This window comes from Streptomyces rubellus (assembly GCF_036323805.1).
In the GTDB taxonomy this organism is placed as follows: Bacteria; Actinomycetota; Actinomycetes; order Streptomycetales; family Streptomycetaceae; genus Streptomyces.
Map to the genome: position 1 here is coordinate 1 of NZ_JAZDCX010000008.1, position 24,300 is coordinate 24,300.

General features: G+C 68.2%; 15 protein-coding genes and 8 pseudogenes. 12 read left to right on the top strand and 11 right to left on the bottom strand.

The window, feature by feature from the left end; translation table 11 throughout:
• On the bottom strand, positions 1 to 1,849 hold a 1,849-nt coding region (locus V1L54_RS11215; RefSeq protein ID WP_330117976.1), incomplete at its 3' end, for a WD40 repeat domain-containing protein.
• 204 nt (positions 1,850 to 2,053) lie between these two features.
• A pseudogene (locus V1L54_RS11220) lies at positions 2,054 to 3,157 on the bottom strand (nSTAND1 domain-containing NTPase); the annotation flags it as partial.
• A 304-nt stretch (positions 3,158 to 3,461) separates the two neighbouring features.
• Here V1L54_RS11220 and V1L54_RS11225 point away from each other — a divergent pair.
• A pseudogene (locus tag V1L54_RS11225) lies at positions 3,462 to 4,225 on the top strand (transposase family protein).
• Between the two features lie 352 nt (positions 4,226 to 4,577).
• Positions 4,578 to 5,375 (top strand): annotated as a pseudogene (locus V1L54_RS11230) (IS5 family transposase).
• Between the two features lie 70 nt (positions 5,376 to 5,445).
• Here V1L54_RS11230 and V1L54_RS11235 read toward each other — a convergent pair.
• From V1L54_RS11235 to V1L54_RS11260, 6 genes are all read right to left on the bottom strand, one after another.
• Positions 5,446 to 5,922, bottom strand: coding sequence for a hypothetical protein (locus tag V1L54_RS11235; protein WP_330117795.1), 477 nt, complete (start codon positions 5,920 to 5,922; stop codon positions 5,446 to 5,448).
• Between the two features lie 32 nt (positions 5,923 to 5,954).
• Positions 5,955 to 6,434, bottom strand: coding sequence for a MarR family winged helix-turn-helix transcriptional regulator (locus tag V1L54_RS11240; protein WP_330117796.1), 480 nt, complete (start codon positions 6,432 to 6,434; stop codon positions 5,955 to 5,957).
• A gap of 1,036 nt (positions 6,435 to 7,470) precedes the next feature.
• Positions 7,471 to 7,713 (bottom strand): hypothetical protein, encoded by a 243-nt coding sequence (locus V1L54_RS11245; protein ID WP_330117797.1) that lies wholly within the window; start codon positions 7,711 to 7,713, stop codon positions 7,471 to 7,473.
• 178 nt (positions 7,714 to 7,891) lie between these two features.
• Positions 7,892 to 8,161, bottom strand: a complete 270-nt coding sequence (locus V1L54_RS11250; protein ID WP_330117798.1) for a hypothetical protein — start codon at positions 8,159 to 8,161, stop codon at positions 7,892 to 7,894.
• Between the two features lie 186 nt (positions 8,162 to 8,347).
• A complete protein-coding gene (locus tag V1L54_RS11255; protein WP_330117799.1) occupies positions 8,348 to 8,788 on the bottom strand; it encodes a helix-turn-helix domain-containing protein in 441 nt (146 codons plus the stop codon).
• Between the two features lie 126 nt (positions 8,789 to 8,914).
• Positions 8,915 to 9,685: an SDR family NAD(P)-dependent oxidoreductase gene (locus tag V1L54_RS11260; protein WP_330117800.1), complete on the bottom strand. Its 771-nt coding sequence runs from the start codon at positions 9,683 to 9,685 to the stop codon at positions 8,915 to 8,917.
• A gap of 54 nt (positions 9,686 to 9,739) precedes the next feature.
• On the opposite strand from V1L54_RS11260, the gene V1L54_RS11265 reads away from it, so the two are divergent.
• The 4 genes and pseudogenes from V1L54_RS11265 (at position 9,740) to V1L54_RS11280 (ending at position 13,132) form a co-directional block, all read left to right on the top strand.
• Positions 9,740 to 10,078, top strand: a complete 339-nt coding sequence (locus tag V1L54_RS11265; RefSeq protein ID WP_330117801.1) for an ArsR/SmtB family transcription factor — start codon at positions 9,740 to 9,742, stop codon at positions 10,076 to 10,078.
• A 291-nt stretch (positions 10,079 to 10,369) separates the two neighbouring features.
• Positions 10,370 to 10,975 carry a dihydrofolate reductase family protein gene (locus V1L54_RS11270; protein WP_330117802.1) on the top strand — a complete coding sequence of 202 codons (606 nt, stop codon included), beginning with the start codon at positions 10,370 to 10,372 and terminating at the stop codon, positions 10,973 to 10,975.
• Positions 10,976 to 11,416: 441 nt separating this feature from the next.
• Positions 11,417 to 12,394, top strand: a pseudogene (locus V1L54_RS11275) (ISAs1 family transposase).
• A gap of 162 nt (positions 12,395 to 12,556) precedes the next feature.
• Positions 12,557 to 13,132 (top strand): DUF3885 domain-containing protein, encoded by a 576-nt coding sequence (locus V1L54_RS11280; RefSeq protein WP_330117803.1) that lies wholly within the window; start codon positions 12,557 to 12,559, stop codon positions 13,130 to 13,132.
• A gap of 295 nt (positions 13,133 to 13,427) precedes the next feature.
• Here V1L54_RS11280 and V1L54_RS29460 read toward each other — a convergent pair.
• Positions 13,428 to 14,460, bottom strand: a pseudogene (locus tag V1L54_RS29460) (IS630 family transposase).
• Positions 14,461 to 14,636: 176 nt separating this feature from the next.
• Between V1L54_RS29460 and V1L54_RS11295 the strand changes: the two are divergent.
• Both V1L54_RS11295 and V1L54_RS11300 read left to right on the top strand, forming a co-directional pair.
• Positions 14,637 to 15,329 carry a response regulator transcription factor gene (locus V1L54_RS11295; protein WP_330117805.1) on the top strand — a complete coding sequence of 231 codons (693 nt, stop codon included), beginning with the start codon at positions 14,637 to 14,639 and terminating at the stop codon, positions 15,327 to 15,329.
• On the top strand, positions 15,326 to 16,777 hold the full coding sequence (locus tag V1L54_RS11300) for a HAMP domain-containing sensor histidine kinase (RefSeq protein ID WP_330117806.1): 1,452 nt from the start codon (positions 15,326 to 15,328) through the stop codon (positions 16,775 to 16,777). The genes V1L54_RS11295 and V1L54_RS11300 overlap by 4 nt, the downstream gene beginning before the upstream one ends.
• Positions 16,778 to 16,984: 207 nt before the next feature.
• Here the strand turns inward: V1L54_RS11300 and V1L54_RS11305 are convergent, their stop codons facing one another.
• Positions 16,985 to 19,135: an MMPL family transporter gene (locus tag V1L54_RS11305; protein ID WP_330117807.1), complete on the bottom strand. Its 2,151-nt coding sequence runs from the start codon at positions 19,133 to 19,135 to the stop codon at positions 16,985 to 16,987.
• Positions 19,136 to 19,370: 235 nt separating this feature from the next.
• Between V1L54_RS11305 and V1L54_RS11310 the strand changes: the two are divergent.
• From V1L54_RS11310 to V1L54_RS11320, 3 pseudogenes are all read left to right on the top strand, one after another.
• Positions 19,371 to 20,094 (top strand): annotated as a pseudogene (locus tag V1L54_RS11310) (IS701 family transposase); the annotation flags it as partial.
• A 97-nt stretch (positions 20,095 to 20,191) separates the two neighbouring features.
• A pseudogene (locus V1L54_RS11315) lies at positions 20,192 to 20,434 on the top strand (transposase); the annotation flags it as partial.
• Positions 20,435 to 20,705: 271 nt separating this feature from the next.
• Positions 20,706 to 22,582: pseudogene (locus V1L54_RS11320) on the top strand (Tn3 family transposase).
• Between the two features lie 47 nt (positions 22,583 to 22,629).
• Here the strand turns inward: V1L54_RS11320 and V1L54_RS11325 are convergent.
• Positions 22,630 to 23,388: an SDR family NAD(P)-dependent oxidoreductase gene (locus V1L54_RS11325; RefSeq protein ID WP_330117808.1), complete on the bottom strand. Its 759-nt coding sequence runs from the start codon at positions 23,386 to 23,388 to the stop codon at positions 22,630 to 22,632.
• Between the two features lie 148 nt (positions 23,389 to 23,536).
• On the opposite strand from V1L54_RS11325, the gene V1L54_RS11330 reads away from it, so the two are divergent.
• On the top strand, positions 23,537 to 24,190 hold the full coding sequence (locus tag V1L54_RS11330) for a TetR/AcrR family transcriptional regulator (protein WP_330117809.1): 654 nt from the start codon (positions 23,537 to 23,539) through the stop codon (positions 24,188 to 24,190).
• Positions 24,191 to 24,300 lie beyond the last annotated feature (110 nt).

The following is a 24,300-nucleotide window of genomic DNA, read 5'->3' on the forward strand; positions in this document are numbered from 1 at the left end:
ACAGGAAGACCCGTTCCAGCACTCCATACCGCACAGTGTTCAGATCCTCCTGAGAGATATCGCGTGTGACGCGTGAGCAGAGTTCGGCGACCCAGTCTTCGGCGGATGCCTGTCTCAGCTGGAAAACCACCGTCTCGGATGCCGACTCCGTCCCCTGTGTGATGTTCACCGGCACGCTCAGCAACAGGCGTTTTCCGTCGGGCGAGGGCACAACGGCCCGAACATGAGCGGCCGCAGGTATACGGGTTTGGGCCATGAGTCCTTCAGGGCCCCACCGCTCCACCACTCCCCTCCTTACGCTGACGGTCTCCTCGCCATCAGAGAGAAACGCTGTGACACGGTCGGCGGGCGGGACAGCCATCTCACGGCGCTCACCCCCGGCATCCCACACCTCCGCGCTTCCGTTTTTACCGATCAGCAGCAGACGCCGGCCGTCGTTGCTGAACCGCACAGCCTCCCGGTCGGCGAGCGGAACGCGAAAGCCGGGTCTGACCACAGAGACCCGCCGTCGATCGCGCAGATCCCAGATCTCGACACCGCGCAGATCCGCAGTCGCCACGGCAATCCGCTCGGACACCGGGTCGGCTGCGAAAGTAGTCGCGTACCGGCTCCGATCGACTCCCGCCTCCTCCCGGAACAGCAGCGCCTCACCTGCCCTGTGGCCGGTTGTGACATCCCACTGCGAGACGGCGCCTCCCGCCAGCACCATCAGCCGGCCGTGCCGGTTGAAGCCCAGGTCAAGGGACTCTGCGGCCTGGGGTGCCGATCCGAAGGGCATATCGACACGTACCCACCGTAGTACCTTGAGGGAGGGCAGCCTGTAGAGCGTGACCGACTGTGTCGGGGCATCGTTCACGGCCAGCGTCTTTTCCTCGGCGTCGAAGGCAAGCCTCGCGGATGTCTGATACCCGCCCTTACCGATGGCCGCGATCCGCCGTCCGGTTGCCGGGTTCCAGACGGCGACCGTGCCGCCGACGCCTGTCGTCACCAGGTAGCGACCGGAAGGAGAGAAGCGCGCGGTCTCCTCGTCGCGCTGACCGGTGTCCGCGGTGCCCCAGACGAAGATGTCGGCGGCCGGGAGCGAGCCGCGTGCCGGAGCTGTGGCAACCAGTACCTCCGTTCCGCGGGCGAGAGCCACACGGCGGCTCGCCCCGGCCAGGGCATAGCGGGTGTAGCGGCCCTTGGTGTCGTCCTCGGCCAGGACGAGAAGCCGTTGTCCGGTAGCCGCGTCCCGCACGGCTACTGCCTCGCCCTCATGTGTCAGCGCGATCTGATCCGAGACCGCGACCAGCGCGCCGGCCAGGTGGCTTTCAGCGCTGCACGGCAGGCCCTGGAAAAAATGAGGGTCGGGCCTGTCCGCAGCGACGCCGGACAGCCGCCACTCGCCGCCGGTACACGCCGCGGTCACCGGACGTGGGCCGGGGATGAACTCGGGTTCATTGAAGCCAGGGACATCCACCAGGCGGCCGGAGCGAGCGTCCCAGACACCCTGGCTTCCCGGCCCGGAAGACACCACGTGCTTACCGTCCACATCGAAGACGAATCCGTTAGGGGAGCCTTCAAGGAGCGGTTCCAACGTGACAGGCCGGGCGGTGGGCCGCTCCAGATCCCACACCTGAGCCGTATCGTCCTGCGCAGGGTGGGCCAGCAGGCGGCGTCCTGTGCGGTCGAAGCGCAGTTCGTCCACCGTCTGAACAGTGCTCCTGGTGCTCGCCGCGGCGCGCAGGGCCAGCAGGATCCTGCCTTTCCTCACATCCCAGATCCTGATGCGGTTGCCGTCGCTCCCCAGAGCCAGCCGGGTGCCGTCGGGACTGACCGCGACGGCCGAGACGTCGTTCCTGCGGATCATCAAAGATGGTCCGCCGGGCCCGACATCCCACACCGACAGCTGGCCTGCCCCGTTGCGTACCGCGACAACCTGGCCGGAGTCGTCCAGCGCCGTCTCCTCGACCTCCCCGTCGGCGGGCAGAACGGCGTCGTACGGGGCGTCAACCAGATAGCGAGCGAACAGGTTGTCATGCGCCTGCTGGGTGGGTGCGGTGCGCCAAGCCGCGACGGACAGCAGCGCGGCCTTCTCCCGGTGAGAGGCTGCCTGTCCCTGCGCCTGCTGCACGAGGCCGGCCGACAACTCTGCGGCTTTGCTGCCACGTACCGAGTGCGCTCCGATGAGGACCCGCTCGGCATGCGACGCGAGGGCGCCCGCGACGCGGCCGATCTCCTCGTAGGCGGCATGCCCGAGAACACCATGGCGCTGCCGCTCCCACAGCAGGGTGAGGGTGAACTCAAGCAAGGGCAGCACGCCGGGGCTGCGGCCCGCGTCCGACAGAAGCCGCTCGACGAGCCGCTCCTCGAAACGTACGGCCCCGTGAAACAGAGCCACAGGAGACAACACCACATCACGAAGCTGATTGCCGGCCAGGCGGTCAATGAGTACCGGCGACGCTTCGCACGCGCGCTCCAGAACCGGGAAGCGCCGCATGGCCTTCAGGAAGTCCAGCCGCAGGGCGAAAACCAGCCGCACCAACGGCCCACCGTCCACGGCACGCCATCCGGTCATGCCCACCACTTGCTCGACCAAGGTGTCGACAGCGTCCGGCGAGCAGCGGAACAGCATCTCGAACTAGTCCATGATCAGGACCAATTGAGTTGTTCCGGATCGGGCAAGCAGTTCCCTGACAACCGCAGCAGTCGCCCCCTCCCGCAGCCGCCCAGCAAGCCGTTCCACCTGTTCGAGCCGGTCGAGCGGGTCGAGCGGGTCGACCACCTCGATCGACACGCTGAGCAACGGCAACAGAGCAGCAGCGAGCATGACCTCCGCTCCCGAGGCAGGATCCGGGACCAACGAGGCGATACCGCAGTCCCCGCGCTTGCGCAGTTCGGGAACGAGACCGGCATGGACGAGTGACGACTTGCCGACTCCGGACACCCCGATGACCGGGACGACCGACGACGTGGTGACCGCCTCGGTCAGTGCCTTGACCTGCTCATCCCGTCCGAAGTAGTGGGCGGCGTCCTGCTCCCGGAACGACTCCAGCCCGCGGAACGGCGACGGCAACTCAGCAAGACGACGCAGGTCGGGATGAGCCTTGAACAGAGCATCGGCGGTGATGGCGTAGGCTGCCGGCCGGAGAAACCGCCCATCAGTGGCGACAACCATGCCGACCACCCCCTTGAAGCGCTCATCCCACAGCGGCGCGCCACTGAAGCCCTCTTGGATCTCGCAGGCACCGGTGCTCTCGAACTGCAGCCAGCCACGCCCGCGGTCGTCCACGATCGTGCCGAACGACCAGACGCCCTCGTCGTCACCGGCTGGGAAACCGAAAGCCCGAAACGGGTGGCCCCGCACTGAGCCGTTTTCAACCTGGGGCTGAAGGTGGGGCGGACCCTGGCGGTAGCAACAGACGAAGCTCCTGGTAGATGGGTTGTCGACCAAGATCAACCTGTCCGGCCAGGAGCTTCGTGTGCTTGTCTGCCCATCGGCGATCGATCTGTCCGGTTCGGCCCTGCGGTTCCTCAGCCGTCACCTGGCCGAGCGGCGCAGAGCCATCGGCTGCCGGTGGCGCCGCCTCTCCAGCAACCGCCAGGCGCTGCTGGTCCTGGCCCACCTGCGCTGCGGCGACACCTACGCCCGGCTTGCCGCGGCCTTCCGGATCGGGGTTGCCACCGTCCACCGCTACATCCGTGAGACCGTCGAGATCCTGGCGGCCTTGGCCCCGGGCCTGGCCGACGCCATGAAGACGGCCGACGCCAAGGCCTTTGTGATTCTGGACGGCACCGTGCTGCCGATCGACCGGATCGCCGCCGACCGGCCGTACTACCCGGGCAAGCACAAGCGGCACGGCATGAACGTCCAGGTCCTGGCCGACCCGTCCGGGAAACTGCTCTGGGCCTCCCCGGCGCTGCCCGGAGCGGTCCACGACCTCCGGGCCGCCCGCACGCACGGCATCATTAACGCCCTGGCCGAGGCCGGCGCGGTCTGCTGGGCCGATAAAGGCTACCGAGGCGCCGGCGGCACCACACGGGTGCCCCACTGGGGCCGCTGGGAGAAGCTCTCGGCCGGGCAGCAGGTTCACAACCACTCCCACGCCCCATCCGTGCCCTGGGCGAGCAGGCGGTGGCCGCCCTCAAGTCCCGGCGGCTGCTGCGCAAGCTCCGCTGCAGCACCACCCGGATCACCGGCCTGGTCCAGGCCGTCCTCACCCTCCACCTCGCCGCATCAGCATGAGGTTGGAAAACGCTCACTGATTACGCCCGAACGGTGGGTTTACCGGCAAGGTCCCCGCTGCGGTGGAGCGGAATGACAGCGCCATATGCAAGCCTCGTGCTGAGGCCCTTCCCGCGACCCCCCGTGGATCAGCGAGCGGCGTCGGATGTGGTCAATCGCAAAGCGGAGGGTGGTCCTCGTATGCGACGTACGCGGACGATCCGACAACGCGGCGAGTGGCTGCAGTCGGCGGCGGGACCCGCTGGGGGTCACGGGAAGCCCTTAGAGCTCCTAACGCAATGAGGTTGGGCCGTGTCCTTCGGGCAGGTGGCTCGGTTGTTCGGGTGTGAGGAAGCGTGACCCTCAACCGTGGATGGTTGACGATGAGTTGTGGGCGCGGGTCGAGCCGCTGCTGCCCGTGCGGCAGCGCCGGCACCGGCATCCGGGCCGGAAGGCGCTGGATGACCGCACCGTGTTGTGCGGAATCCTGTTCGTGCTCTACACCGGCATTCGGTGGGAGTGGCTGCCCAAGGAACTTGGCTTCGGCTCGGGCATGACCTGCTGGCGCAGGCTGCGGGACTGGAACAACGCTGGAGTGTGGCAGCGGCTGCACGAGGTGCTGCTGGCCGAGCTGCGGGCGGCCGACCGCCTGGACCTGTCGCGGGCGGTGATCGACAGCTCTCACATCCGGGCGCTCAAGGGCGGCCCAAAACCGGCAGGAGTCCGGTCGACCGGGGCCGGCCGGGCTCCAAACACCATCTGATCTGCGATGCCACCGGCATTCCGCTCGCGGCGACGCTGACCGGCGGCAACCGAGGGCGACGTCACCCAGCTGATGCCCCTGCTGGCAGCTGTTCCGCCGATCCGCGGCAAGCGGGGCCGGCCCCGGCAGCGGCCGCGGGAGGTCTTGGCCGACCGCGGCTACGACCACGACTGCTACCGCCGCCAAGTCTGGGCCAAGGGCATCAAGCCGGTCATCGCCCGCCGCGGTGTCGAGCACGGCTCCGGGCTGGGCGCCCGGCGGTGGGTGGTCGAGCAGACCATCGCCCTGCTACACGGCTTCCGCCGCCTGCGGATCCGCTGGGAAATCCGGGACGACATCCACGAAGCCCTCATGCGCCTTGGCTGCGCGCTGATCTGCTGGCGCCGCCTCCGCACCGCATTGCGTTAGGAGCTCTTAGTGCCTCCTTCGGAGGCTGCTACGGGAGGGGGGCCGTCCGGATCCGGTACGGCTGTGTGGGCTACGGCTGCACTGCGACGGTCGCGGCCTGCCGTTTGCGTCGCCGGGCGGCCGCGGTGAGAAGCCTGCCGTCGCGTGCGCTGAGACCCAGGAGCGTGATGTTGACGGCGCCGCCGAGGAATTCGATGGCCTGGACGACCGCGAACGTCGTGTCGAAGCGGCCGTCGTCGGCGAAGATCCGCAGGGTTATGGCGCACGGAACGAGGATCAGCAGCCCGATCGCCGCGGCGGCCACCATACGCCGCTGTTTGCGGCGGATCAGGGGAGCACGGCGGCGCGGTGCGCCCAGGCTCCGACCGGTGGCGCCGGTGATCGCCATGCACGGCACCAGTACGAACAGCGCGAAGACCACCGCGGTCTTGACGGCCCGTACAGCGGCATCGTCGCCGAAGATTTCGACCACGGCCGACGCCGTGAAGAAGAGACTGATCAGTGCCAGGGCCAGAACCCCGGCAACAGCGTGCACTCGGGTCTTCATGGGCTTTCCCTTCCTGGGTTCAGGTCTTGGGTTCAGGAGCGCCCGGCGGATGCCAGATTCTCGATGGACTGCGCGATCAAGCTCAGCAGTTGCGCGACCTCCGCCGCATCCAGACCGCGGGTTGCAAGGCTGTTGACGTCGCGGGCGGCGGCGATCAGGGGCTCACGGAGTTCGCGGGCCCGATCGCTCAGCAGCACCTTCGCCTGGCGTTTGTCGTGCGGATCGGGAACGCGGTGGATCAGTCCGTCGCGCTCCATCCTCTGCAGGGTGTTGGCCATGGTCGGCTGCTCGATTTGGACGCGCTCGCACAGCTCCCGCTGGGTGAACCCCTCCTGCTCGTACAGCGCGAGCAGCGGGGCGAACTGCCCGGGAACGACTCCGTACTCCTCGATGCGCAGCCGCAGGGCCCGCTCCAGAAGCCGCGCGAGATGGTTGACCTGGTATCCCAGTGACGCCTCCCGTGGCAGCCGCCGGACCGGCGGGCTGGAGGGGTCTTCGGGCTTCATAGTCATGATCAACCTCCGGTGTGGCTTCCTTACCGCCGATTACTCCATAGCTTGCTATGTATGTCAAACGAAGCCGGGCCGGCGCACGGTGCGCGGATGCCATCAGAAGAGGGAAAATGGCTGGTCAGCGGGCTTCTGTCCCTGGCCGTCCGTATGCGGGTGGCGCATCAAGATGCCAGCCGGCATGGGCCGATCAACTTCAACGGAGCTGTCATCGCGCCCAGGCTCTTCCGGTCCTGGTGGACTCTCCGAACGCCGACGGCGAAGGATGTCGGAGAGCCGTGTACGGGAGAACCGCATACACAGTTCGATGCGGCGGGGCTGGAAACGAGCAGCTCAACGGCATCGCACCAGCCCTCGACTCAACTGCAACCAGCCGAGGCGGTTGCCTCCGCTGAAGTGGCGTACGGGGGTTGAGACCGGCAGAGTCGCGTGTTCGAGTGTCGCGAGTTCCCCATTCCAAGGGATGCGGCAGTCACGGAAAGTCACAGGAAGCCAAGCCGAGGCGGGGAATACGCGACGGTTTGATACGCGACTCTGCCAGTACCGAGGCCATCCACCAGCAGCTTCACCTGCTGCTGTCACCGGATCCACCGCCAACCCCCGCGCCAAACCGGAAGGGAAGCGCTCAGTGTCTCGTAGCCAAGACCAGGGATCAGAGCCCTCGTGCGATGCACAAGTCCAACCTCAGCGGTCGACGTATCCGGCACGAAACCTCCCGGGCTTATCCGGCCTGCGGTGCTCCCCGCGCCCCATGCCGCCTACCCGGCCGACCGGCAGAGGCCTTCGCCTCGCGGGACTGTCAAATGAACGGCTCTGTATCACTTCCAGTGGTGACGGAAAGTAACCGTGATGATGGAGAGGCCATCCACCAGAACCCGCAGGTCCGCGCACCGTAGCGATCATTCTCCGGTACCGGTTGATCGGCTCGGCGTCTGTCCGCGAGAGTCTGGCGCGACAAGCTCAGCAACCTCGTTGCGCTGCCATCCGTTCGAGCTGTCGAGATCAGAACACCGTTCGCACTCTCTGCAAGCAGCGCCGCTCAACTCTCACGCTCCGTCGCCACCGGAAGTGAGCCAGAACCCAGAATGTGAGCCAGAACCGGCTTCCGTGAACGAGGCCACCTGTTGCAGGTCGCGCTGGCGACCGCGAGAGTCTGCACCATGAACTTCACCATGGACAGCAGTTCTGCGGTGCGCGGGTGGCGTGGGGTGAAGTCCATCGTGGAGAACACGCCGTTGTGGATGCGCAGAGCGAGACGGTTGCGGTGGAGGATGTCGAGCACGTGGAGATGCGCCTGGTGTCGCGCGCCAGGTGGAACATCTCGGAGATGTGCACGGTGTTGCCCCGGCCGCGCGTACGCGCGCAGCTTGTCGAACTTCGGGCGCTCCGGCGGTGGCTCTCCGGACCAGGCCCGCGAAGGCCTGGTCCGGAGAGCGCCGCATCACGGCGTGCGTGCCAGCTTACCGACCATCGTTGTATTCGAAGTAGTAGCCGGAGGACGCGAAGTACTTACACGGGATCGTAATGTCGTAGTAGCGCTGGAACTCGTTCTGAACGGTCATGCAGGAAGAGTGGCTTCCGAACGGCCCCTGCCACTTCAGGCTCTGGACGCCGACGCTCCCCGCAGCAGTCGCCGGCGCGGCATTGGCCGCTGATGCTCCTGCCAGCGTCAGGCCCGTAGACACCATGACGGCCGCCGCCGCGACCGCAACCCGCTTGCGCAAACTCATGCCAGATTCCCCCTCATCGACGGCACCACGAACATCAAGCTTCTCGCACGAAACCCGCTGACACAGGAGGGAAATTGGTCAACAGGTTGACGCAAATGGGGACACCCGCCCCGGCGCATAGGGTGGGCGTCCCTTCAGGAGCCAGGGTGGGGCGTGCGGATCGGCAGCACCCTCCCACAGGGCCGGTCACCAGCGCATGAACACCAGCCGACCCCCACACAACGAGGCAACGGACACGGCCCTTGCCCGGCAGGCACATTGCCGAGGGCTGGCACTGAACCGGACACGCCGCACCAGAGTGGAACGCAGCCTTGTCGGCCGGAGCGGGGCGGGCAGCAGCATCGGGAAACCGGCGGCGCCGCAACCCGGCCGGACGGTACGTCCGGTGCGTTTGCGGTCGGCCAGGGCCGGCAGGCCGCCGTCGGCGAACCGGCGGCGCCAGGTGCGCACGGTGTCCACGTGCAGACGGGTTTCGGCGGCGATCCGGGCGTTGCCCCGGCCGCGCGCCGCCAGTGGTACGACGGTGGCACGCTGCCGGGCCTGGTGCGGGGTCTTGTGGCCGTAGGCCGTCTTCTTCGGTCGGTGGCGCTCGGTGGCGTTCGGCTTCACGGGCACAGCTACGCGCACGGACATGGCAGGTGGACGGCCTGGTCCTTGGGGGTGGTGGCTGACGAGGCCGGCGCCTTCCCCGTATCCTGCAGCGGCACCTTGATCAGGTCCTCTCCGTTGGCCCTTGTCGGTGACGTTGAGTAATCAGGTCAGTTCGAGTCCGCCGTCGATGGTGAGGACCTGCCCGGTGAGCCAGGCGGTGTGTGGGTCCGCGAGCCGCTGGATCCATGCGGCGATCTCGGTGGGGTCACCGCGGCGGCCGAGCGGGATGCGTGCTGCCTCGCCTGCTTTGATCTGGTCGATGACCGTGTCCGGGAGACCGGCGGCGACCAGGGCCTCGCTTTCGGTCGGCCCGGGGGCCACTGCGTTGACCCGGATACCGTCGGGCGCCAGTTCCAGCGCCCAGCTGCGGGTCAGTTGTTCGAGTGCGGCCTTGGACGCGCCGTAGTGACCGGCACCGGCCGCAGGCCGGTGCCCGAAGGTGCTGGAGACGTTGACGATCGCTCCGCGGGAGGCTTTCAGATGCGGCAGCGCCGCCCTCGCCAGCAGGCTGGGCGCGAGGACGTTGACGGCCAGCAGTTGGGTGATGCCGGCCGCGGTGGCCTGAGCCAGCGGTATCGCGGCGAACCCCCCGGCGTTGTTGACCAGGACGTCGATACGAGCCCACCGGTCGAGGGCGGCTTGGGCAATCGCCTCAGGGGCGTCGTCCTGGGTGACATCGATGGGAAACGACTCGATGGCGGGATGCTGTGCGGCGCTCCCCGCGAGGGCGTCCGGTCGGCGGCCGACCCCCAGAACGCGAGCACCCGCGTTGGCGAACGCGGCTGCGGTAGCGCGTCCGATCCCTGATCCCGCTCCGGTCACGATCACGACCTGGTCGGCGAAGTGGCTGTTCGTCGGCTCTGGTGCGGGCACGGCAACCCCAATGTTCGATGTTCGTCGATTATCAAATGAAGGTAACATGGGGGGATGAGAGACCCGCAGCACCCCGACCCGAGCGAGATCACCCTCCCCCGCGTGCTGGCCGCGCTCAGTGACCCGATCCGGCTCGGGCTCGTGCGGCTGCTGGCTGATGGTCAGGAGCGTGGCTGGGGGGAACTGCGGGCACCAGTCGCCAAATCCACCTTGAGCCACCACCTGAAAGTCCTGCGGGACGCGGGCGTCACCCAGACCCGCCAGGAAGGCACCCGCTGCTTCGTCCGACTGCGCCGCACAGACCTCGACACCCGCTTCCCGCAGCTGATGGCGGCCCTGCTCTCCGCGGCGGCCGCCGACGACATCGGAGGAGACGTCACTGCGGCCAGGTGAGGCCAGGCGGCTTCAAGTTCCGGAATTGCGTGGATCGGCGGGGTCGTTCGCGGGTGGGGCTGAACCGGGGCTTTGGCAGAACTCAAACTGCCGTTCCCCATCGCGCGGAGATCATTACCCGACTGCGTGCCTACTGCAATCATGTAGGGCTCCAGGCCCTCCGAAGCAGTGCGCTCCGCTGACCTGATCGGCTGCAGCGTCATGGGTTTTCTCGTCACTCCACAGCGCGGCCGATGAGTTTGCGGCTCCCGGCCGGTCCAAGCTCGTGACACCCCAGGAAAGGACACCGCCATGTCGGAGCTTCTCGTCGACTTCATCACCTCCCTCGACGGCCACGCATCGGGAGAGGGATGGCCCGGGTTCTGGGGCCTCGAGGGCCCGGAATACCTCGCATGGCTCGGTGAGCAGCCCGAGGCCACCTACCTGATGGGAGCGAACACCTACCGCCTGATGTCGGGCTTCGCCGCAGGCGAGGTCCCCAATGGCCAAGACGAGTTCAGGCCCGAAGAAGAGGCGTCCGTCGACGAGCTCACGCAAGCGTCCAAGGTGGTGTTCTCCTCCTCACTCGAGGAGCCACTGACGTGGGCCAACTCCACGCTCATCCGCGACGACGCCGTCGAGACGGTCCGCGCCATGAAGTCGAGTGGCTCGGGGCTCCTCAGCACGATCGGCAGCCTCAGCCTGTGCCGGTCCCTGCTACGAGCCGGACTCGTCGACCGCTTCCGGGTCGTGATGTTCCCGGTGATCACCGGGGCCACGGGCGAAGAACGCATCTACGACGGCTATCCGGACGTTGCCCTCGAGATGATCGAGCACCGCACCTTCGACGGCCGCATCCAGCTGGTCGAGTACAAGCCCCGCGTGCTCGAGCACCCGCCGCTCGGCGTCCCTGCGTGACGTCGCCCCGTCCGCCGGCCCGGACGGCCGCCAGGCCGGCGCCGGCGGGCGCGGAGCAAGACCTGACAGGGGGCGAACGGCCGACGTCAGAACGCCCGGTCCACCGTCGCTGTGCGGCGGGAGTTGACGCCGCAGCAGAACAGGCACGGAGCCAGCGATCATGTTGGTGTCGAAGCCGGCTGATCACGAAGAGGTCCCGTGCCTGCCCGCTCATCTCCGTCCATCCTTGCCGTCCTGACCGAACCGGGTCCGCCCGACGAGCGGCATCGGGCGTCTGCGCGCCCATCTCGAGCGCGCCCCTGACCCGCGCTCGCGCCGCGGCCGCTGGTATCCCCTGGTCAGCGTGCTGCTGATCTGCTCGTGCGCGGTGGTCTCCGCGCACGGACCATCGAGGAGATCACCGAGTGGGGCCAGCGCGCCGCCGCCGGCCTGCCGGCACGGATGGGGGTGCGCCGCCGCCTGCCCGGCCGCTACCGTGCCCCTTCTCACCCCACCCTCACCCGGATCCTGGCCGCCGTCGACGGCGACGCCCTGGACACGGCCGTGGGCGCCTACCTGGCCGAACACGACCGCGGCGACGTGCAGGCCGCGGCCGCGCCCGGGCGGGCGATCGCGGTGGACGGCAAGGCGCCGGCCGGCTCCGCGCACCTGCTCCAGCGCCACCGGCACCTGCTGCCGGCCATCAGCCATGCCCCTGCCACGATCACCCTCGCCCAGCGGGAGGTCGGCGCCAAGACGAACGAGACGGCCGCGTTCCGCCCGCTGCTTGAGTCGCTGGACCTGACCGGGGCCGTGATCACCTTCGATGCGATGCACAGCGTCAAGGACCAGATCCGCTGGCCGGCACAGGACAAGAACGCCCACTACCTCGCGGTCATCAAGGGCAACCAGCCGACCGCGTTCGCGCAGCTGACCAACCTGCCATAGGACGAGGCACCCATCGCCCACACCGCCTCGCAGTCCGGACACGGCCGACGGGAATCCCGCTCGCTCAAGACGCTCACCCTCGCCGCGTCCACGGGTGGGCCTGCCTTCCCCTACGGCCGGCAGGCGCTGCGGGTGCACCGCCGCCGCCAGGAGACCGGGCGCAAACAGTCACACGAGACCGTCTACGCCGTCACCAGCCTGGATGTCCACCAGGCCACCCCGGCTGACCTGGCCGGATACGTTCGCGGACACTGGGCAGTGGAAAACTCCAGCCACCATGTGAGGGACCGGACCTTCGCCGAGGACGCCTCCACCGTCCACACCGGCACCGCACCACGGGCCATGGCATCGCTTCGGAACCTGGCGATCGGACGCCTGCGACTGCTCGGCGCGACGAACATCGCCAAGACCACCCGGGCGATCCGGGACCTACCCGAACACACCGCATGGATTATGGGCATCACCGACAGCCTGCACCCTTCGGGAACTTGAAACCGCCCTGAGGTGAGGCCCGACGTGGTAATGCCGGTGCCGCCGAACCCGACCTCAGGTCACCCCCGAAGGACTTCCGGAGCCGGCCCCCAAGAAGTCGGTTTCTCGCGTGGGTGAGCCCCGACATCATGGTCGTCGGTAGGTTCACATGGGAGAGGACGAGTGCGGCGGGTGTATGGAGACGGGCAGACAGATCTGACGGAGCTGTGGCAGCAGCGTTGGCCCAGTTGCCCTCCAGTCGGGTACAAGCTCCGGGACCCGTATCGGGATGTCTGGGTACGTTTTCACAGCCTGCCGGAGTCGAAGCGGTATGCGGAGGACGAGAGCGAGTACACCATCGTCCTGGAGCGTTACAACACCGTCCTCGATGAGTTCGCTGGTGCGGAGGTGTATGTCATCACTCCGCTCTGGACGACCGAGGTCGAGGTTCCGTCAGTGGAACCCGGAGCGGGGTATGGGCAGAGCCTGCTGGTGGAGGACGATCCTGCCCCTGAGTTCCGCACGTACTGCCACCTCTTTGCCGCCTGCCAGCCCTGGCAGCGCGGCTGTCTCGACGACTTGCTCCGAGATACCGCCGACGACAAGGTGGCGGGAATCCTCATCACCGACACCCGCATGCAGCGCATCCACCACCCCTACGACGGTGGCGCCGACGTCTTCCTTGCCACACCCGACGAGCGGGACCAGATGCGCGATCGGCATGCCGACTGGCTTTCCAGCCATCCCTCGGGTCTCTGACCGGCTCGGATCACCGCCCCGCTCAGAACGGTCTTCACCGCAAGTACCGGGTTGAGAGGCTCCACGAGTTCCCTGGTGGCGACGGCCACGAGGCGCGCGGGCGCATCAACCCCCAGTAACGCGCTCACATACTCGATGGCCTCCGCAGGCGAAAGCACAGGAAGCCTCTGGCGCAGTGCCCGCACGGCATGCATGCGTCCGCGCGTAGACGCGATTTCGCGGAGCACATCGTGTAGATCGTCCACCGCGGTGCGAACCGGCAGCCCACGTACTGATCTTTAACTGGTGTTGTCGGTCAGAGTGGATCGAGCGTGAGGCCGGTCCCGGCGAGGCATCCGTCGATGACATCGGGCCGGTACTGGAGCGATTTCAGTTTGCTCTTCACCTCGCGGAGGAGTTCGTCGGAGGTCTGGGCGGCGAGATTGCCGAGATCACGCTTCAGGAGGGACCAGGTGCCTTCTTGCGGGTTGAGGTCGGGTGCGTAGGGCGGCAGTTGACCACGGTCAGCCAGTCGGCCGTTTCGATGAACTCCCGTAACGGGCGGACGAAGTGGGTGGGCAGGTTGTCCCAGATCAGGATGATCGGGCCGCCGAGCTGCTGGTGGGCCCTGCGGATCAGGCCGCGGTAGTCGCGCCAGGTGAGGCTCTTCGGCTCGCCTCTGCGGCCACGGTGGGTGCGGATGTGGTGGAAGAAGCGGGACCGCCGGCCCGGTTTGTAGCAGACCATGCCGGCGACGTGGATCCTGCCCGTTCCGCCGCAGCGGACCTTCACCACGGGAGTGGCGCCCCGGGGCGCCCAGGTTTTCGCGCGAGGCGGCCTCATCGACTGCCCGGACTCGTCCTCGAAGAGGATCCAGGCGCCGGAGGCCGCCGCCATCCTTTTACCTCCGGCCAGGTCTCCTTCTTCCAGACCTCGACCGCCCCCTCGTTGCGCTCGGTGGCCCTGCGGGCGGGCTGCTGCCAGGACCAGCCGTGCCGCCGCAGGAGCTTCCACGTCCCCTCGACCGTGTACGTCACGTGGAACAACCGGCTGATCACCGTCTTGACCCGGGCCAGTGTCCACCGCTGGTCCGGCCAGCCGTGAACCAGCGGTCCCCGGGCCAACTCCCGCTCCAAACGGGCGATCTGCACATCCGACAGCCGCGGCCGACCTGGTGAGCCCTTCGACACGAGACCGGCCTCACGCTGCTCCCGCCACCGCTCGACGGACCGCACCGAAACCCGAAGGTCCGCCGCGATCCGAGCATTCGTCTGCCCGGCCTCCAGCCGGATCCGTTCCCGGGCCGCCCGCTCCCTGTCGGTCAGCCCACCCCCTTGCGCGTACCTCACACCCATTCAAGTAGCGCATCGACCACGCAGCCATCAAGCAGCCTTGGACGACATCACCCGTTCAAGATCTATAGGTATCCGTAAGAGCACGGTCCCCAGCGACGCTCTAATCCTGGCCTCAGGTTGATCGGGGACAATGAGCGGCAAAAACATCGACTGGAAGTGGGCGGGCCGACGTGCGGATCATGATTGCGGATGATGACGTGTCCATCCGTGAGTCGCTGGAGCGGGTGCTCCAAGTCGAGGGTTACGACACCAGCACCGTCGCCAACGGTCTCGCCGTGCTCGACGGGGTCGGTGGGGCCAGCGGTGACACGCTGGATCTGCTGCTCCTCGACGTGATGATGCCCCGCCTCGGCGGGTTGGAGACCTGTCGGCGGTTGCGGGCCGCGGGCTGGGATCTGCCGGTGCTGATGCTGACCGCCCGTGACCAGGTCTCCGACCGGGTCGCGGGGCTGGACGCGGGCGCCGACGACTACCTGCCCAAGCCGTTCGCCACCGAGGAGTTGCTGGCCCGGGTGCGGGCCCTGCTGCGCCGGCGCACGCCGACCGACGAGGAGTCGCAGATCCTGTCGTTCGCCGACGTCCGGCTCGATCCCGACAGGTTCGAGGCGTGGCGGGGCGGGCGGCCGCTGCGTCTGACCCGGACCGAGTTCTCCCTCCTGCAGGTCCTCGTGCGCAACGCGACCCGGGTCTTGACCCGCGACGCGCTGTTCGAGGCGATCTGGGGCTTCGGCATGAGCTCCACCGCCAACAACCTCCAGGTATACGTGAGCTACCTGCGCCGCAAGATGGAGGCCGAGGGTGAGCCGCGATTGATCTACACGCTGCGCGGCCTGGGATACACGTTGCGGGAGACTCCTCCGTGAGCAGGCCCGCCGGCCGGGAACCGCGCCGGCTGACCCGATGGTGGCGCCGGCGGTCCCTGCGGACCAGGCTGACGGTGATCGCGGCGACGGCCATCGCGGTCAGCGTGTTCGTGGCCTTCCAGGTGGCCAGCGAGCTACTGGACTGGGAGCTGCAGGACACCGCCGAGAATCAGCTGCGCGCCGACTCCCGCGTCCTGGCGACGAACGCGGAGCGCGCCGGTCTGGCGCAGGTCCAGCTACCGCCGTATCCCGGATCCGGTCGGCTGGTGCGGGTCATCCTGCCCGACGGCTCGATCCGGACGCCGGTCGGCCAACCCTCGCTGCCCCCGGTCAGCGAGCACGCCGGGCGCGTGGCGCAGGGCGCGTCGGCCGACCTGATGGAGTCGAACGACAGCGACGAGGACGGCTACCTCATCTACACGCTGCGGGCGGGCGACGGCGCGGTCCAGGTGGCCCGCGTCGTCGACGACGGCCCGATCAACCAGTTCGGGTTGGGAATGCTGCTGATCGGGCTGCTCTGCGTGGTCGGCGGCGCCCTTGTCGGGCGGACCGTGGCGCGGACCGGGCTGGCACCGATCGACCGGCTGACCGCCGCCGCGGTACGTGTCGCGCACACCCGGGATCTCGACGCCGACATCCCGGATGAGGGCGGTGGGGAGATCCGGCGGCTGATCCAGTCGATCAACGACATGCTCGCCGCGCTCCGGGACTCCCGGCGGGCACAGCGGCTGCTCGCCGAGGACGCCGCCCACGAGCTCAAGACCCCGCTCACCAGCTTGCGCCTCAACGTCGAGCTGCTGATCCGGCTCGATCGGCGCGGCACCCTGGACAGCGCACTGCCGGCGGAGAGCCGGACCCGGATGCTCAACGATCTCGGCGCCCAGGTGGCCGAGTTGAGCACCCTTGTCGCCGAGCTGACCGACCTGGCGCGCGGTGACGTCAGCGACGAGAGCACCGAGGTGCTCGACCTCGCCGACGTGGTGGTCGCCGCCGCGACCCGGGCGCGTTCCCGCGTGCCCGACATCGAGGTCGCGCTCGACGTGACCTCTGTGTGGGTGAGCGGGCGTCCCGCTGCGCTCGAGCGAGCGGTGCTCAACCTCATCGACAACGCCGGCAAGTGGTCCCCCGCGGACCAGCCGGTCCAGGTCCGGCTCCGTGCCGAGGGCGCGTCGGCGGTGCTCGAGGTCGACGACGCCGGGCCGGGCATCGACGCCGCCGACGTACCGCGGGTGTTCGACCGGTTCTACCGTGCCGATAGCGCCCGGGCGTTGCCGGGATCCGGTCTGGGGCTGTCGATCGTGCAGCGGGTCGTCGACGCCCACGGCGGCCGGGCCACCGTCGCCCGCTCCGCACGCGGTGGCGCGCTGCTCCGGGTCGACCTTCCGGCCGCGGCCCCGCCCGCCCCGATCGCGCGGCTCACCGCCGGGGAGGACACCGCGATGCGCTGACCCGCCCCGGCGGCGCGGCGCAGGACAAGGGACGGCGGCCCTTGGGCATGGCCCCGCGCGGCTCACCGTCGGGGCAGGACACCGCGATGCGCCGACCCCAGCCCCGGCGCGTGGCGCAGGACCAAAGGGCGGCGACCGTCGGGCCCGTGAAAAAAGATCCGGGACGGGCCTGGGTCCCCATCCCGGATCTCGTCCGTGCCGCCGCGCTCACCGTTGCAGCGCGGGCTCCCCGTCGTCGGCGAGCGGCTGTTGACCGTCCGGCGGCTCCGCCGCTGGACGGGCCAGCCGGCTCGGCCACCACATCCGCCGGCCGATCAGCAAGGTGAGGGCGGGCACCAGGACCGACCGCACCAGCAGGGCGTCGAGCAGCACGCCGAAGGCGACCAGGAACCCGACCTCGATCAGCATCACCAGCGGAAGTGTGACGAGGACCGCGAACGTGGCCGCCAGGACCAGGCCTGCCGAGGTGATGACGCCACCGGTGGCCGAGAGGGCTTTGAGCATGCCCTCTCTGGTGCCGAGACGCACGGTCTCCTCCCGGGCCCGGCTGGTCAGGAAGATGTTGTAGTCGATGCCGAGCGCCACCAGGAACAGGAATGCCAGCAACGGCACCGAGTAGTCGATACCCTTGAACCCGAGGATCGTGTCGAAGACGAACACGCTGCCGCCGAAGGCTGCGGCGAATGAGACGATCACGGTGGCCATCAGGACCAGCGGGGCCAGGATCGCGCGCAGCAGCAGCCCGAGGACGATCAGGACGACGGTGAGCACCAGCGGGATCACCAGCTTCTCGTCGCGCTTGGTGGTCACCTCGGTGTCGAGGTTCTCCGCACTCGGCCCGCCGACGATCGCCTCCGCCCCGCTCACCGCGTGCACGGCGGTGCGCACCCGCTTGATCGTGTCGTACTCTGCGGCGGTGTCCGGCGCGTCCTTCGGGAACACGGAGATGTTGGCCCAGTCATCGCTGGTCTGCTCCGGGATGGCCTGGGCCACACCGCGAGTGTCCTTGACGATGTCGAGCACCCGCTCCTGGTACGCCGGCCGCGTGAAGATCGTCATCGGCTGGCCGCCGAGCTCCGGGAAGTGCTGGCGGAGAACGGTGAAGCCGGTGACCGACTCCGGCGCGGACAGGAACTGGTCCTGCTCCCGCAGGGCGTTGGTGTTGCCCGCCAGCCCGAGGGCGAGCACGCCGAGGACTCCGAGCGAGCTGAGCGTCGCCACCCACCGGCGGCGGCTGATGGCGGTGCCGAGCCGTCCCCACAGCCCCGGCTTCTCCTCCACGGCCGTGCTGAACCGCGGGATGGCCGGCCAGAAGATCCGCCTGCCGAGCACCACGAGCACCGCCGGGAACAGCGTCAGCATGGCCACCAGCGCGCACAGGATGCCGGCCGCACCGATCGGGCCCAAGCCGCTGGTGCTGTTCAGGTCCGCGACGAGCAGGCAGAGCAGGCCGGCGACCACGGTGGCCGCGGACGCGACGATGGCCGGCGCCGCGCCGCGTAGCGCGTGGACCATCGCGACCCGGACGTTCTCATGGTGGTGCAGTGCCTCCCGATATCGAGCGATGAGCAACAGCGCGTAGTCCGTGCCGACGCCGAATACCAGGATCGTCAGCAGCGCCGAGTTCTGGTCGTTGACCACGATGCCGAAGCCCTTGACGAGCAGGTAGACGGTCCCCATCGAGGTCAGTGCGGCCGCGCCGACGGCCACCAGCGGGATGATCCACAACACCGGGCTGCGGTAGGTGAGGATGAGCAGGAGCGTGACGACGACGATGGTGGTGAGGAGGACCTGCACGTCGATGCCGTCGAAGACGGCATCCATGTCGCCGTCGATCGCGCCCGGGCCGGTCACGTCGAGTTCCAGGCCGGAGGGGCGGTCCTTCGCGGCGTCACGCAACGGGCCGACGATCTCCTCCGGTGCGCCGTAGGCCGTGCTCACCTCGAGGGTGAACATCATCGCCTTGCGGTCGGTGGAGAGGCTCGTCGGTGAGCCCTCGTCGTCCTCGCCGGCCGCCGCCGTCGCCTTCGGCGGGTACCGCTTGGCGAGGGTGTTGTAGTGGCGCTCGACCGTCGCGCGGTCGGCGTCGGTCATGCCGCCGGCGCGGTGGTACACGAAGACGAACGTGTTGTTGTCACCGCCGGGGAGACTGTCGTCCAGCACCGCCACCTTGGTGGACTCGGCACTGGCCGGCAGGGTGTCTACGGCGCTGTCGGTGGTGACCGAGCTCAACTTTCCGCTCAGCGGCACCACGCCCGCCGCCAGCACCACCCACAAGCCAATCACCAACCACGGCACCCACCGGCCTGCCAACCGACCGGCCGGCGCTTCCCCGGACGGCGCTGCGTTGACTGCCATCACTAGCCTCCTACATACGGGTTGCATCGCTTATCTGGATGCCTACTCCCTACCGAGCGAACCTGAGACGACTGTTAGTACTCCAGCTGTAGATCGTGATCTTGCTGGTCGGGGCCGGTGCGGAGACGGGTGCGGCCACCGTTGATCATCGTGACTTGTGTGGAGTAACGATGAGACGGTGGCCGCAGGTCACAGCACAGATCCCGTCCGCTGGCGGGAGGCGTTCGAGGTGGCCTTGGGACGGATCACCGGCCGGTTCGCCCGGGTCGAACCACGGATGCGGGCCGGGCGGTTGGTGCTGGGCCTGCTGTCGGACCTGCCGCGCAAGAACTGCTGGACGATCGCGGAGTGGGCCGGGGAGACCAGCCCGCACGGCATGCAGCATCTGCTGTGCCGAGCCGTCTGGGATGCCGATGGCGTCCGCGACGACGTGCGCGAATACGTCGTCGAGCACCTCTATGACGATGCTGCGGTCCTGGTTGTCGACGAGACCGGTGACGTGAAGAAGGGCACCCACACGGTCGGGGTCCAGCGCCAGTACACCGGCACTGCGGGCCGGATCGAGAACTCCCAGGTCACGGTCCACCTCGTCTACGCCGGAGAGCGCGGGCACGCCGCAGTGGACCGGGAGCTGTACATCCCGCGCTCCTGGACGTGCGACCCGGACCGCTGCCGGGCAGCCGGACTCGGCGGGGACACCGTCTTCGCGACCAAGCCGGAACTGGCCCGCACGATGATCGAACGGTTCCTGGACGCCGGGCACCACGTCGGTTGGGTCACCGGGGACGAGGGTCTACGGCGGCAACCCAAGACTCCGTACGGCTCTGGAGGAACGCGGCATCGGCTATGTCCTCGCAGTGGCCTGCTCGGCGGAAGTGCCCACCGGGGCAGGCAAGTTCCGCGCCGATGCCCTGGTGAAGAAGGTGCCGAAGCGGGCCTGGCAGAAGCTCTCGGCCGGGCGACTGGCGCCGCCGCCACCAGGCACGATCACGCACCAGTCACTACCGGCGGCAAGCCGCATCCCAGACATGAAGATCACGATCTACAGCTGGAGTATTACGGGAGTTCATCGAAACGGCCGACTGGCTGACCGCGGTCCAACTGCCGCCCTGCGCACCCGACCTCAACCCGCAAGAAGGCATCTGGTCCCTCCTGAAGCGTGATCTCGGCAATCTCGCCGCCCAGACCTCCGACGAACTCCTCCGCGAGGTGAAGAGCAAACTGAAATCGCTCCAGTACCGGTCCGATGTCATCGACGGATGCCTCGCCGGGACCGGCCTCACGCTCGATCCACTCTGACCGACAACACCAGTTAAAGATCAGTAAGCGGCTCACCTGAAGTCCTGCGCGTAATCCGGAGTGGTTGCTGGCCTGGCCCGATGGCCGCTGGTGGTGGGAGAGCCTCGGGGCTTGAGCAGCAACCGAACCGTCAGTGGCGTTAGCGAGCCGTCGGGGCAGGCGTTACCGCCACTGGCGGTTCCGGTGGAGATGGCGTCGGAGGGATGGGGGTCTTGTAATGGTTTGATCGCTCCGGGTGGCCCGTCTGATGGTTGGTCCTAATTTGCGGGTTATGCCTGTGGAGTTCTTGACTGATGATGAGGCTGAGGCATACGGGAAGTTCGCCGAGGAGCCGACCCGCCCTGAGCTGGAGCGGTTCTTCTTCCTGGACGACGTCGACCGCGATCTGATTGCGTTGCGGCGCTCCACGCATCACCAACTGGGCTTCGCGCTCCAGATGTGCACCGCGCGCTGCATCAGCCGGTTCCTCCCGGGCGATCCACTCGACGCCCCGTGGTCGGTGGTCGAGCACTTGGCCGCGCAGCTCGGCATCGAGGACCCGTCGGTGGTGAAGCGGTACACCGAGCGGCTGAAGACGGCCTACGAGCACGCGTGGGAGATCCAGGACGCCTACGAGTACCACGAGTACGAGGACTCGGAGTGGTCTCGGCGGTTCCGTACGTTCCTGCACGGGCGGGCGTGGACGCACGCCGAGGGGCCGAAGGCGCTGTTCGGCAACGCGGTGGGGTGGCTGCGCCGCAACCGGGTGCTGCCGGGGGTGAGCGTGCTGGCCCGGCAGGTGTCGGAGGCCCGGACGGTCGCGGACAAGCGGCTGCACGCCACCGTCTCGGGAGCCGCCCGCCGCGTGGATGCGGCGCTGCCCGGCGATCTGGTGGAGACGCTGACGACGCCGGAGGGCTCGCGGTTCTCGGAGCTGGAGCGGCTGCGCCGGCCGCCGACGCGGACGACCTGGCCACCTCCCTCGTCGCCCTGCTCGTGCCGGAGGCGTGCAACATCGGCCTGACCCCGGTAGTGAACCCGGCGCACGAGGCCCTCACCCGGGCCCGACTCGTCCACGTCGACCGGTACTACCTGCGCGCCGACACCATCACCGCAGCAAACGCGAAGCTGATCGAGGCCCAAGCCCAGGTGCCCATCGTGCAGTTCTGGGGCAACGGACTACTCACCTCGGTCGACGGCCTGCGGTTCGTCGCCCCCGTGCGCACGATCAGCTCGGCGTCGTCACCGAAGTACTTCGGCTTCAAGCGCGGTATCACCTGGCTCAATGCCGTCAACGACCAGGTCGCAGGCATCGGGCAGATGGTCGTGCCCGGCACCCCGCGCGACTGCCTGCACGTCCTGGACGCGCTGCTGAACCTCGACGGCGGAGTCAAGCCCGAGATGGTGGCGACCGACAACGCCTCCTACTCCGACATGGTGTTCGGCCTGTTCAAGATCCTCGGCTGCAACTTCAGCCCGCGGTTCCGGGACCTGGACGAACAGCGGTTCTGGCGCGCGACCATGCCCAGGGTGGAGACCGGAATGTACGGAGTGCTGGAGGACCTGGCCCGTAACGGGGTCAACCTGAACAAGGTGATCACGCACTGGCCGGACATGCTGAAGGTCGCCGGCTCCCTGGTCACCAACCAGGTCCGTGCCTACGACCTGCTGCGGATGTTCGGCCGCGAGGGACGCCCCACCCCGCTGGGGCAGGCGTTCGCCGAATACGGGCGCATCGCCAGGACCGAACACCTGCTCCGCGTGGTCGACCCGGTCGACGACACCTACCGCCGGCAAATGAACCGCCAGCTCACCGTGCAGGAGTCCCGCCACAAGCTCGCCCGCGCTGTGTGCCATGGCAAGCGCGGCACCATCCACCAGGCGTACCGCGACGGCATGGAGGACCAGCTCGGCGCGCTCGGTCTGGTCCTCAACGCCATCGTGCTCTGGACGACGCGCTACATCGACGCCGCCGTCGCCCAGCTCCAGGCTGAGGGCCACGAACTCCGCGAGGAGGACATCGCCCGGCTCTCCCCGCTCAAGCACCGCAACCTGGACCTGCTCGGCCGCTACAGCTTCACCGCCTCGACCCCCGCCGCCGGCGTCCTGCGCCCGCTTCGGGACCCTGATGCGCCGGAGCTGGACGAGGACGAGACCGGCTGGGAGTGAGTCGGGTCCGTCGCTGCCTGCGTCTCTACAGGCCGTCGCTCGGTCGCTCAGAGGAGGGCGCCGCCGGAGACCTCGATTCGCTGGGCGGTGACCCAGCGCAGGCCCTCGGAGGCCAGCGTGGCGATGGCGTCGCCGATCTCCTCAGGTTCGCCGACGCGGCCGAGCGCGGTCTGTCCGGCCAGAACCCGGCGCATCTCGGCGTCGTCCCGCATCGCTCCACCGTTGAAATCGGTGGCGGTCGGCCCCGGGGCGATGGAGTTGACCCGGATGCCGCGCGGGCCGAGTTCTGCGGCGAGGGTGCGGCTCAGGGCTTCGACGGCGGCCTTCGAGGCGGAGTAGACCGAGGTGGCGGGGCTGGTGTGGCGGGTCAGTGACGTCGAGACGTTGATGACGCGGCCGCCCTGGGCCAGCAGCGGCACAAGTGACTGGATGAGGAAGAACGTGCCCCGGACGTTGGTGCCCATCACCGTGTCGAAGTCGTCGATCGTGACGTCCTCCAGCGGTCCGAAGATCCCCACTCCCGCGTTGTTGACCAAGATGTCGAGCCGCGAAGTGCCCCAACGCTCCAGCTGCTCGCTCAGTTCGGAGGTGAAGGACGCGAAAGAGGAGACGTCGCTGATGTCGAGCCGGAGAACAGCGGCAGTCCCACCCACCGCCTGCACCTGTTCCACCGTCTTCTCAGCCCCGGCCGCATCACCGCGGTGGGTGACCAAGACCCGCACCCCGCGTGTGGCCAGAGCGATGGCCGCGCCGCGTCCGAGGCCGCGATTCGCACCGGTCACCAAAGCGATCTTGTCGATCGTCATGAACTGTTCCTCCACCGCGCGGCTACCGGAATTCGCCGGGCGCCACAGATAGGATGCGAGTCACTCGACTCGCCTTGCTCCCGTACCGTAAGCAGGACTACCGAAGCGAGTCAAGTGACTCGCCTCGGGTCTGCGGCATACTGTCCGCATGGCAGCAGAACTCTCCGCATACCACCGCAGACTCGCTCAGCAGAAACGCGAGGCGATCACCACCGCGGCCACAGAACTGTTCCTGGATCGTGGCTACGACGGCACCTCACTAGCCCGGATCGCCGAAGCGGCCGGGGTCTCGAAGTCCACCCTGTTCAAGCGGTTCCCCACCAAGGCGGCACTCTTCGAGGCCATCGTCACCGAGTCCTGGCAGCGTGACGCCGGCGACGCTGCCGCGCGGCCACAGACCGGAGATCTGCGCTCCGGACTGACAACTATCGGCCACCGCTATGCCGACCTGGTCGGCCAGCCCGGCATGACAGCCCTGTTCCGGATCGTCATCGCCGAACTGCCTCGTTTCCCCGAACTGGGACGGATGCAGTTCCAGCTCGGCAAACTGCCCTACTTCACCTCTGTTCAGCACTACTTGGAATCCGAGCACGAGGCGGGCAACGCTGACGTCCCGGACGCCGCGAGCGCCGCAAACCAGTTCCTCGGCATGATCGCCAACTACGTCCTGTGGCCGCGCATGCTGCTGCCCGACTGGAACCCCGCAGCCTCCGACATCCACGACGCCGTCGAACAGGCCGTCCAGACCATGCTCGCCAGATACACCCCGGCCCGCCGGCCTGACCCGAAGCCGGAAAGTTGACACTGGCGCGCAATGCTCACCATCCGCGACGCCTCCACTCAGCGGCGCATGTCGGTAAACGATGGCACCCTCAAGTGATCAACGCACCACCTTCGGATGATCATGTCATC

Bases quoted from the DNA above. Each gene is read 5' to 3' on its own strand.
- V1L54_RS11235 (WP_330117795.1), bottom strand. From the start codon at position 5,922: ATGAAGACCCGAGTGCACGCTGTTGCCGGGGTTCTGGCCCTGGCACTG.
- V1L54_RS11240 (WP_330117796.1), bottom strand. From the start codon at position 6,434: ATGACTATGAAGCCCGAAGACCCCTCCAGCCCGCCGGTCCGGCGGCTG.
- V1L54_RS11250 (WP_330117798.1), bottom strand. From the start codon at position 8,161: ATGAGTTTGCGCAAGCGGGTTGCGGTCGCGGCGGCGGCCGTCATGGTG.
- V1L54_RS11265 (WP_330117801.1), top strand. From the start codon at position 9,740: ATGAGAGACCCGCAGCACCCCGACCCGAGCGAGATCACCCTCCCCCGC.
- V1L54_RS11270 (WP_330117802.1), top strand. From the start codon at position 10,370: ATGTCGGAGCTTCTCGTCGACTTCATCACCTCCCTCGACGGCCACGCA.
- V1L54_RS11305 (WP_330117807.1), bottom strand. From the start codon at position 19,135: ATGGCAGTCAACGCAGCGCCGTCCGGGGAAGCGCCGGCCGGTCGGTTG.
- V1L54_RS11325 (WP_330117808.1), bottom strand. From the start codon at position 23,388: ATGACGATCGACAAGATCGCTTTGGTGACCGGTGCGAATCGCGGCCTC.
- V1L54_RS11330 (WP_330117809.1), top strand. From the start codon at position 23,537: ATGGCAGCAGAACTCTCCGCATACCACCGCAGACTCGCTCAGCAGAAA.